6 protein-coding genes, 1 tRNA gene and 4 pseudogenes are annotated in these 8,432 nt (G+C 38.3%); 5 read left to right on the top strand and 6 right to left on the bottom strand.

Features of this window, described 5'->3' with window-relative positions; translation table 11 throughout:
• Window positions 1–41: 41 nt before the first annotated feature.
• Window positions 42–125: transfer RNA gene (locus HMPREF2887_RS06760), tRNA-Leu, on the top strand.
• A 73-nt stretch (window positions 126–198) separates the two neighbouring features.
• Here HMPREF2887_RS06760 and HMPREF2887_RS10310 read toward each other — a convergent pair.
• Together HMPREF2887_RS10310 and HMPREF2887_RS10525 are read right to left on the bottom strand one after the other, a co-directional pair.
• Window positions 199–318 (bottom strand): annotated as a pseudogene (locus HMPREF2887_RS10310) (site-specific integrase); the annotation flags it as partial.
• A 155-nt stretch (window positions 319–473) separates the two neighbouring features.
• Window positions 474–628: pseudogene (locus HMPREF2887_RS10525) on the bottom strand (GTP pyrophosphokinase); the annotation flags it as partial.
• Window positions 629–805: 177 nt separating this feature from the next.
• Between HMPREF2887_RS10525 and HMPREF2887_RS06750 the strand changes: the two are divergent.
• Window positions 806–1,063 (top strand): type II toxin-antitoxin system Phd/YefM family antitoxin, encoded by a 258-nt coding sequence (locus tag HMPREF2887_RS06750; protein ID WP_003027150.1) that lies wholly within the window; start codon window positions 806–808, stop codon window positions 1,061–1,063.
• Window positions 1,060–1,416 (top strand): annotated as a pseudogene (locus HMPREF2887_RS06745) (type II toxin-antitoxin system death-on-curing family toxin). The gene HMPREF2887_RS06750 and the pseudogene HMPREF2887_RS06745 overlap by 4 nt, the downstream one beginning before the upstream one ends.
• 109 nt (window positions 1,417–1,525) lie before the next feature.
• On the opposite strand, the pseudogene HMPREF2887_RS06740 reads toward HMPREF2887_RS06745, so the two are convergent.
• From HMPREF2887_RS06740 to HMPREF2887_RS06725, 4 genes and pseudogenes are all read right to left on the bottom strand, one after another.
• A pseudogene (locus HMPREF2887_RS06740) lies at window positions 1,526–1,801 on the bottom strand (multiprotein-bridging factor 1 family protein).
• Window positions 1,788–2,168, bottom strand: coding sequence for a type II toxin-antitoxin system RelE/ParE family toxin (locus tag HMPREF2887_RS06735; RefSeq protein WP_003027145.1), 381 nt, complete (start codon window positions 2,166–2,168; stop codon window positions 1,788–1,790). The pseudogene HMPREF2887_RS06740 and the gene HMPREF2887_RS06735 overlap by 14 nt, the downstream one beginning before the upstream one ends.
• A 281-nt stretch (window positions 2,169–2,449) precedes the next feature.
• Window positions 2,450–2,704 carry a Txe/YoeB family addiction module toxin gene (locus tag HMPREF2887_RS06730; RefSeq protein WP_003027142.1) on the bottom strand — a complete coding sequence of 85 codons (255 nt, stop codon included), beginning with the start codon at window positions 2,702–2,704 and terminating at the stop codon, window positions 2,450–2,452.
• Window positions 2,697–2,963 carry a type II toxin-antitoxin system Phd/YefM family antitoxin gene (locus HMPREF2887_RS06725; RefSeq protein WP_003027139.1) on the bottom strand — a complete coding sequence of 89 codons (267 nt, stop codon included), beginning with the start codon at window positions 2,961–2,963 and terminating at the stop codon, window positions 2,697–2,699. The genes HMPREF2887_RS06730 and HMPREF2887_RS06725 overlap by 8 nt, the downstream gene beginning before the upstream one ends.
• Before the next feature lie 517 nt (window positions 2,964–3,480).
• On the opposite strand from HMPREF2887_RS06725, the gene HMPREF2887_RS06720 reads away from it, so the two are divergent.
• Together HMPREF2887_RS06720 and HMPREF2887_RS06715 are read left to right on the top strand one after the other, a co-directional pair.
• Entirely contained in the window at window positions 3,481–4,878 is a 1,398-nt protein-coding gene (locus tag HMPREF2887_RS06720; protein ID WP_021001204.1) for a MucBP domain-containing protein, read from the top strand.
• Between the two features lie 25 nt (window positions 4,879–4,903).
• Window positions 4,904–8,432: MucBP domain-containing protein (locus HMPREF2887_RS06715; protein ID WP_186821907.1), on the top strand; the 3,529-nt coding region annotated here is incomplete at its 3' end.

Raw genomic sequence — 8,432 nt, 5'->3', positions numbered from 1 at the left:
CTCATGCGTTGGTTCGAATCCAGCTACCCCAGTTTAACTTTGCCGGCGTGGCGGAATTGGCAGACGCGCTGGACTCAAAATCCAGTGTCCGCAAGGACGTGCCGGTTCGACCCCGGCCGCCGGTATTGCTTAAGTTTTAGAAACGTTGATAAATCAGCGTTTCTTTTGTTTTTGTTCAAAATTTGTTCAAAATAGTTTCTACTGGCTTAAACCGTGGAAAAAGTCACGGATTTTATTGTCTTCACGGATAGCCTTTTCTTTGATTAGATACCCGTAAGTCTCACTGATTTGCTGAATATCTTTATGTCCCATATTCTTTTTTGATAGAATCAAGACACTATTGTCCCAGACTCTTTTGTTGTGCGTTTATGAAATTTTAAACTAAGTTACTAAAAATTACTAATTTATATTTTTTGCACTTAGATTGTAAATTCAAGAAGAAATAAGACAACAAAATAAGTACCTAGATGATTCTAAGTGCTTAAGAATTTGATAGCTGAAAGATATTTTTTTGTCTCTTGATATCCTTGGGGCTAATTTCTTTTAATCTAGTTATGTCAGAATTATGCCGTAAATCAGCTAACTTTACAACACGAGCAAGTTCATTCGTTTTGACTAATTCTCTGAAAAGTTATCAAAGGGAATCCCTAAAATTGTTAATTCTTCTTTATTTACATCAAGAGTCATGGCATACCTCCTTGTATAGCACTATCTCCATTATACCATAATATAGGATAAATTCATCCTATATTATTGTTTTTCTTGCTTAAAAATGATATGATAAGCAAAAGGAGGCGATAATATAATGCAAATTAATCTTGAAAATTTAGTTCCAATTACTGAAGCAAATCAAAATTTTTCTAAAGTTGCTCGCATGGTTGATAGGAAAGGTACAGCTGTTATTTTGAAAAACAATAAACCTAAATATGTTTTAGTTGACTATAATACCTTGGTCCAAGAAGAACAGACAGAAGCTGTTGTTACTGATCAAGCTAGTGTTGACGAGGTGGCAAGTTCTATCTTGTCACGCCACCTAGAAGCCTTTAAGGAATTAGCCAAATGAAGCGATTAACCGTTGAACAGGTTGTTGCCTTACATAGCCAATTGATTATAGCTTCGGGAGGAATGGATGGTGTACGAGACAAGGGGTTAGTTGAGGCCTCACTTTCTAATGTTTTTGATACTTATTTTGGAGTTGATCAATATCCGACTATTGAAGAGAAGGCAGCTAGACTTTGTTATTCTTTGATTAAGAACCATGCTTTTTTAGATGGGAAAAGCACATTAGTATTTTTGCAATGCTTGTGCTACTAGAAATTAACGATATTGTACTGATAGTTAGTTCATCTCGGATTAGGTACAGCAGCATCAGAATTAACTTATGAAGATATTTTAGATTTTGTAAAAGATCATTAATACAAAAAGCAAGTGATTTTCTAGTAGTCACTTGCTTTATTTTTAAAATTATTCGAAGATAATAAATGTTATTCATAGAGTTTCTTTATATGACATCTAAAAGCTGATATTAGCCAATGTTAATGGTGAGTTTTTGATTCAATGCAAAAGCAATCTTGCTCATGGTTTCAATGCTGGTATTATGTCATCGTTCGATTCTAGCAATGGTGGATTGCGGGACATGAGATAGGTCAGCTAGTTCACGTTGTGTCAGTCCAGCATTTTGTCTAGCATTAAAGACGGCAATTGCACTTTCTAAGATGCTTTTTTCTGCTAAATAACCAGCTTTAAAATCTTCTTGTTTTAGTTCATCTTGTAAAAAATCGTCAAATTTAATAGTTGTCATGATTATGCTCCCCAAATTCTTTTTTCAGTTCTTTAGCATGCCTGATTTCACTAGTAGGTGTTTTCTGTGTCTTTTTGGTAAATCCGTGTGTGATGATGTAGCGGTCACCAATCACATGGAAGTATAAGGCACGTTGAATATTAGAAGATACTTTTGAGCGAATTTCAAAAATATCATTATCAAGTTTTTTCACCCATTCCATGCGTTGTGCGATAAGCAAACCGTGCTCTTGTATTAGGCTAATAGTGGCAAGAAGTTTCTGTTTGTCTTTTAGGGGTAAGGTTTGTAAAAACTCAATAAATTCAGTACGTCCATTTAAACATGTATAAAATTCAAATTTTGTTTCATTATGTCTCCACGATAGCATATATTGTTTAGAATTACAATTGATAACACTGAAGATAGATTATTCTATTATTAGCAATTTTACCAGCTCTGTTTTTTCTTTTTGAGAATTGAGTATATAAACATTTTGCTCAAAGTATTGTCTTTTTCTATTTTTCTTTTTTTGTAGAACCAATTAGAACTCTTAGAAGTGCTACTCTATCAGCATTTCTAAGAGCCTTTTATCATTTAAGGATTTCTTCTAAAATTGGCTACTTTTCAGACAGTTAGAGAGTTTTAGCATCCAATGGATAATGACTGCTTTTATGTGTAATGGTCTCTAAAGGATAAGAAATAAATCTCATCTTTTTCCACCATATAGACTAATCGTTGTTCATCTGTAATTCTACGAGACCAAGCACCGGAATAACGATATTTTAAGGGTTCAGGCTTTCCAATCCCTTCAAAAGGATTCCGTTTGATATCCTCTATTAAACGATTGATACGTTTGAGTATCTTTTTATCCTCTTGTTGCCAAGAAACATAATCTTTCCAAGCTTGTTCTGTAAAGTTAAACATCTTCCACCTCTAATAATTGGCGTTGAATGGTTTTCTTTTGCTTGACTTGTTCCATTCCTGATAGAACCTTGTCTGAAAGGTACTCGTTATTCATTAGACGGATGGTTTCTTGGATACTATCCCAATTTTTCTTAGATAAGACTACAATATTTTCATCAGGATTTTTATTGACAACCATTAGAGGTTCATATTCATCGTTGACTTTTTTCATGTAATGTTTTAAATTGTTTCTAAAATTTGAATAGACGACAGCTTCCATTTTATATCACCTCACTTTAAGACTATTCTTAGTATAATACTTGACAGGAAATTGTACAAGTATTAGCAGCTAGTTTTAACCCTCTTGTTTTAAAAAAGTTGAAAATAAAAAACACAGCTCACTGCCGTTGCATAAATATTGATTCCAGAGACATTATTTTCATTTTATACATTATTATTGAAGTGAAAAATAGTTGGATTTTGATGTGAAAGGGCTTTTGTATATATGCATCATAACTGATTGACGCGCTTGTCTAGACTAATTGGGATTTAAAAGTTGTTAGAGCTTTAGATTACTCTTTTATCAATCACCTATTGTTTATCTGTAATATATCTATGTTTCTTTACAATGTGTAAACAAATGTAAAATACTTCTGTAATGAGATTAAATAAATCTGTGAAAATGCTGTAATCGGCTTGACATTTGAGGAAAATATTACTATCATGAAAGTGAATAGTTTTTTTTAAACTAGTCCTTAACATATCCAATATGTTAAAATATTGAGAGGATATTTAGAATGAAAAAAAGCAGGTTCTTTTTAGCGTCAACGGCTGTATTGTTATCAGCTTTAGGTGCAAATCCTGTGTTGGCTAGGGATGTTGAGCGCTCTATCTCCACAACGATTGTCACACCGACTGTTGACAGCAATAAAAAGGCTTCTACTGAAACGCCAGAGTCTAAGCAGGGAAATGCAAATACCTCTACGGCTGTGACGCCGGCTGCTCCTGTAACTCCTGACAAGTCCACGTCAGTTGCTTCAGATAAGGATAAGCCAAGCGTGTCAGACAAGGTAGAGGCACCAAAGACAACGCCAATAACACCGATTGCGCCAGAAAAGGACAAGTCGGAACCGTCGGATTCCTCAAGTAAGGTAGAACCGCCGAAGATAGCCCCTATACCATCGGCTACACCAGATAAGGATAAGTCTGGAACATCAGACTCTGAGTCTTCAAAGCCAAATCAAGCGGAGCCAGAAAAGAAATATGGCGATGTAACGGTTGAGTACAAGAGTAAAGATGGTGCTTTGATTGCACCAAAAGAGTTGGATACACCGACTTCTGAAGTGGGAACGGACTACGATACGACCGACCAACGAAGAGAAACCATTATCAGTTCAGAAGGTAAGAAATACCGCCTTGATCTAAAAGCTACTCAGGGGTACGAAAAAGGAAAAGTCCTTGAAGGAAATACCAATATTACTTATTACTATGATCTGGTCACAGAAACGCCAGACTCTAATAAGGTGGTGCCACCGAAGACAGATCCCGCTCCACCAGATAAGGATATACCAAGTACACCGGATTCTTCTAGTAAAGTAGTGCCTTCGCAGGATAAAGCTCAAGTGCCAAGTGTTCCGGCTACCCCCTCATCAGATTCATCGGTTAGCCCAGATACTTCTATAGCAGATACAATCGCACCGACAGATACAATACCAACTGATGAAGCAATAGATGCAAAAGATACGGTCAATCCGTCAATTTTGACTGAAAAGGGTACGGACGAGACAACAATTTCAGATATGGACTTGAAAAGGGATGAAACATTCAGTCTTGACAATGCTTCATCTGTGACTACTAAAAAAGGTGACACGATTGACAATCCAATCAAATCAATCATCTCACCAGCTGATCCGCTTTTGACGGACAAGGGCTTTGAGATTATTGGTAATGATCAAGGAGAAGTCACTATCAAAAACGCAGACGGTTCTAAAACATCTGTACCAGCTGCGCAAGTAGGTGCTAGGGCAAATCCTGATGGAACGGTCACTGTCAAATCAAGTAATGGTAAGTTTACATTGTTGCCAGATACGGGGGAAGCAACCACGATTCTTGCAACGATTGGTTTATTTATCTTGGCTCTATTAGGCTTCAAAAAAGTCAAGCCTTTTGAGAAAGATAATTGGTTAATTGGGTAATTATTAAAAAGGAAAGAGGAATTTTATGTTTCATAATAGCAAAACGAAGGGTCATGGTTCGATCCGGAAAAACAAAGTTTATGGCACCATTGGTATCTTGACGCTTGGAACCATTGCAATTCTTAGCGCTCACCAAGGTGTAGCTGCTGATGAAGTAAAGGCAACGAAGCCAACAACGCCCGCTCCAGTGGCGGAAGCTTCTGATACAAGTCTTGCTGCACAATCAAAAGCAGCAGCAACTGAAGCAGCTAGCAGCTCTACAGCAGCAATAACCACTGCAAAAGCTGAAACAACAGCACCAGCAGGAGCTATTTCAACAGCTGACACTACAACAGCGTCAGCGACTACAACAACTGAAAGTGCAGCTACGCAACCAGCCACAGCACCAGTAGCGAGTACAACGCCAGCAGCAACAACTGCAACGCCTGAAACAACGCCCGCTCCTGCTACAACAGCAAAAGCTGAAGCAACTACTCCTGCGCCAGCAGGAGCAGTATCAACCTCAGACCCAGTAGCTACTCCGGTAGATCGTACGGAAGGTTCAAAAGTAACTGTCGAAAACCAAAAACTAAAAGATGCGATTTCTGAAGCAAATGGTTATAACATTGATGTTAAGCAAAATCAAAATGACAACATTGGAACAGCGAACAACCAAGTAGAGTCAGATGCTAAAAAGGACCTTGCCAACACTCTTGAGGAAACACAAGCAACTCGTATCAAGACGGGGGTAGATGCCTATAAACGCGACCTAAAAAAAGCGCAAGCAAACACCGGCACTCCAGGCTATCTAAGTGAAGTTGTCAGCCAAGGCTTGAAATTTGAACGGGAGCCTAATGCTAAATTGTCTATCACTGGTACCACTGAATTTGGTCAAAAAGATATGAATAATATGTCATATGAGGAGTATGTGAAATCTGGTGGAACGTTTGCAAACAATCCAATCCCAGCATTTACAACGAGACTGTCAGCTGGTGGAAGCCGGTTTGTCATCCCTAAAATTAAAAGCGGACAAACCATTACGGCTACTTATACGGGCCTCCAAAATTCTAAATATAATGGAGTAAGTATTTCAAAGGTTACTTATGAGGTAACGAATTTAAACCCTAAAACAGGTATCGTTGGTTTTGCTGAGAAGGATCCGACGAGAGGGATTTACACTTTTTATGACATAAATGTACCTTCTAGATATAAAGTTGTTGCTCGCTTCTATGATGCTGATGGCAATGTTATAAACTTTAAAAAAGATAACCCTGCAATTTTGGCTCTAACAAGTTTAACCAAAACAGAACCTAAGACTGGAAAATTGGCTGGTCTGAAGCACGAAGAAAGCATAACAGATTATAATTTCCGACCAGTAAAGATTACCGGTTCTTTGGTTGAAAAACAAACCGATGGACGTTTGGCAGCAAATATTGTCACTGACGGCATTAAAGACGACTATGATGATCCAAATTTCTATAAAATGGGGATTGCGGGTGTGGCAGAAAGCGGAGATTCAATTTCCTTTGTGATGCAGCGGACTACACAATGGGATAGAGGTTATTGGTTAGCTATTACAAGCAAATTACCATCTCGCTTTACTCTTGTAAAACCAGATCTTGAATACAATCTGGTTGAATACAATCTTGCAGGGAATGTCTTGCTGGATAACTATATTCAAGGGACTACTACTAAACTAACAAATACTCAAACGGTTAAACCTACGGGAACTCCTGTTGGTGAAGACTACACAACAACACACCAAGACAGAATCACAACAGCGGATGGCAAGATCTATAAATATGTGTCATCAACTAATAATACAACAGGTAAAGTTAAATTAGGTACGACGAACGTAGCAAACTACTATACAGAAGTGAAAGGGAATGTTGTTGTTGACTACCAAGATAAGCAAGGCAACACTCTTTCTCCACGTATTGTGGATACACCAGACACATCAGTAGGAACGGCCTACGATACAACTGACCACAAACCGTCTACGATTACAACAGCCGATGGAGCAAGTTACCGCATTGACCCTACAGCTACACAAGGTAAAGAAAGTGGTAGAGTTGTCGAAGGAACAACCCGCGTTGTCAATGTTTATGATAAGCTTGAAAAACCAGTAGAGAAATATGGTAATGTTGTCGTTGACTACCAAGATAAGCAAGGCAACACCATTGCTCCGCGTATCGTAGATACACCAACTTCACGGGTTGGTACTTACTATGACACAACTGATCACAAACCAACTACCATTACGGCGGATGATGGCACAACTTATCGTATTGATACCAATGCTACACAAGGTCACGAGAGTGGTCAGGTTGTCGAAGGAACAACCCGCGTTGTCTATGTTTATGACAAAGTTGAAAAACCGGTAGAGAAGAAATACGGTGATGTTACCGTTGAGTACAAGAACAAAGACGGCGTGACTATCGCACCGAAAGTGACCGATACACCGCGTTCTGAAGTGGGTACAGACTATGATACCAAGGATCAGCGTAAGGACACTATCACCACAGTAGATGGCAAGAAGTACAAGCTGGATCTGACAGCAACCCAAGGTGCTGAAACTGGTAAGGTGGTAGAAGGCAATACCAATATCGTTTACTACTATGATCTTGTACCAGATATTCCAACACCAGAAAAGAAATATGGTGATGTTACCGTTGAGTACAAGAACAAAGACGGTATGACAATTTCACCTAAGGTGACGGATACGCCACGTTCAGAAGTGGGAACAGACTACGATACAACCGATCAACGGAAAGAAACAATTACGACAGTTGACGGTAAGAAGTACAAACTAGATTTGAAAGCCACTCAAGGTGCAGAAACAGGTAAAGTTGTTGAAGGCAATACCAATATTACCTACTACTATGACCTTGTACCAGACGTACCAACTCCAGATGAATACGGTAACGTTGTCGTTGATTACCAAGACAAGAAAGGTAATACTATTGCACCACGTGTTGTAGATACGCCAGATAGCAAAGTTGGTACGAACTACGATACAACAGATCACAAACCAACTAGAATTACTACAGCTGATGGTAAGGTTTATCGCATTGATACGAAAGCAACTCAAGGTCAAGAAAGCGGTAAGATTGTTAAAGGCACTACTCGTGTTGTCTATGTTTATGACGAAGTACTTGGAGATGTAACCGTTCATTATAAAGATGAAGACGGAAAAGTAATCAAAGAACCTGAAAAAGATACAACTGGTGCTACAATCAATACTGTTTATGACACTCGTGATCACGCTCATAAGACAATTACCACAAAAGATGGTCGTACCTATGAAATTGTTCCTGAAAAGACTCAAGGACTTGAACAAGGTCGAGTCGTTGAAGGCAATACTGATGTTACTTATATATATAAACAAGTATTCGGAGATGTAGTCGTTCACTATGAAGACGAATCTGGCAAGAAGATCAAAGAAGATGTAACGGACACTTCTCATGCTAAAGTTGGTGAAAACTACGACACAACAGACCACAAGACAACAGCAATCAAGTCTGGTGATAAAGTGTACAATCTTGTTCCTGAAAAGACAAAAGGTAATGAAAAAG

Origin of the sequence: Streptococcus sp. HMSC071H03 (genome assembly GCF_001813035.1) — a bacterium.
Classification (GTDB): Bacteria; Bacillota; Bacilli; order Lactobacillales; family Streptococcaceae; genus Streptococcus; species Streptococcus anginosus.
The sequence above is the reverse complement of the archived record's forward strand: the minus strand, read 5'-3'. Positions and strand labels throughout refer to the sequence as shown.

Bases quoted from the DNA above. Each gene is read 5' to 3' on its own strand.
- HMPREF2887_RS06735 (WP_003027145.1), bottom strand. From the start codon at position 2,168: ATGCTATCGTGGAGACATAATGAAACAAAATTTGAATTTTATACATGT.
- HMPREF2887_RS06725 (WP_003027139.1), bottom strand. From the start codon at position 2,963: ATGGAAGCTGTCGTCTATTCAAATTTTAGAAACAATTTAAAACATTAC.
- HMPREF2887_RS06750 (WP_003027150.1), top strand. From the start codon at position 806: ATGCAAATTAATCTTGAAAATTTAGTTCCAATTACTGAAGCAAATCAA.
- HMPREF2887_RS06720 (WP_021001204.1), top strand. From the start codon at position 3,481: ATGAAAAAAAGCAGGTTCTTTTTAGCGTCAACGGCTGTATTGTTATCA.
- HMPREF2887_RS06730 (WP_003027142.1), bottom strand. From the start codon at position 2,704: ATGTTTAACTTTACAGAACAAGCTTGGAAAGATTATGTTTCTTGGCAA.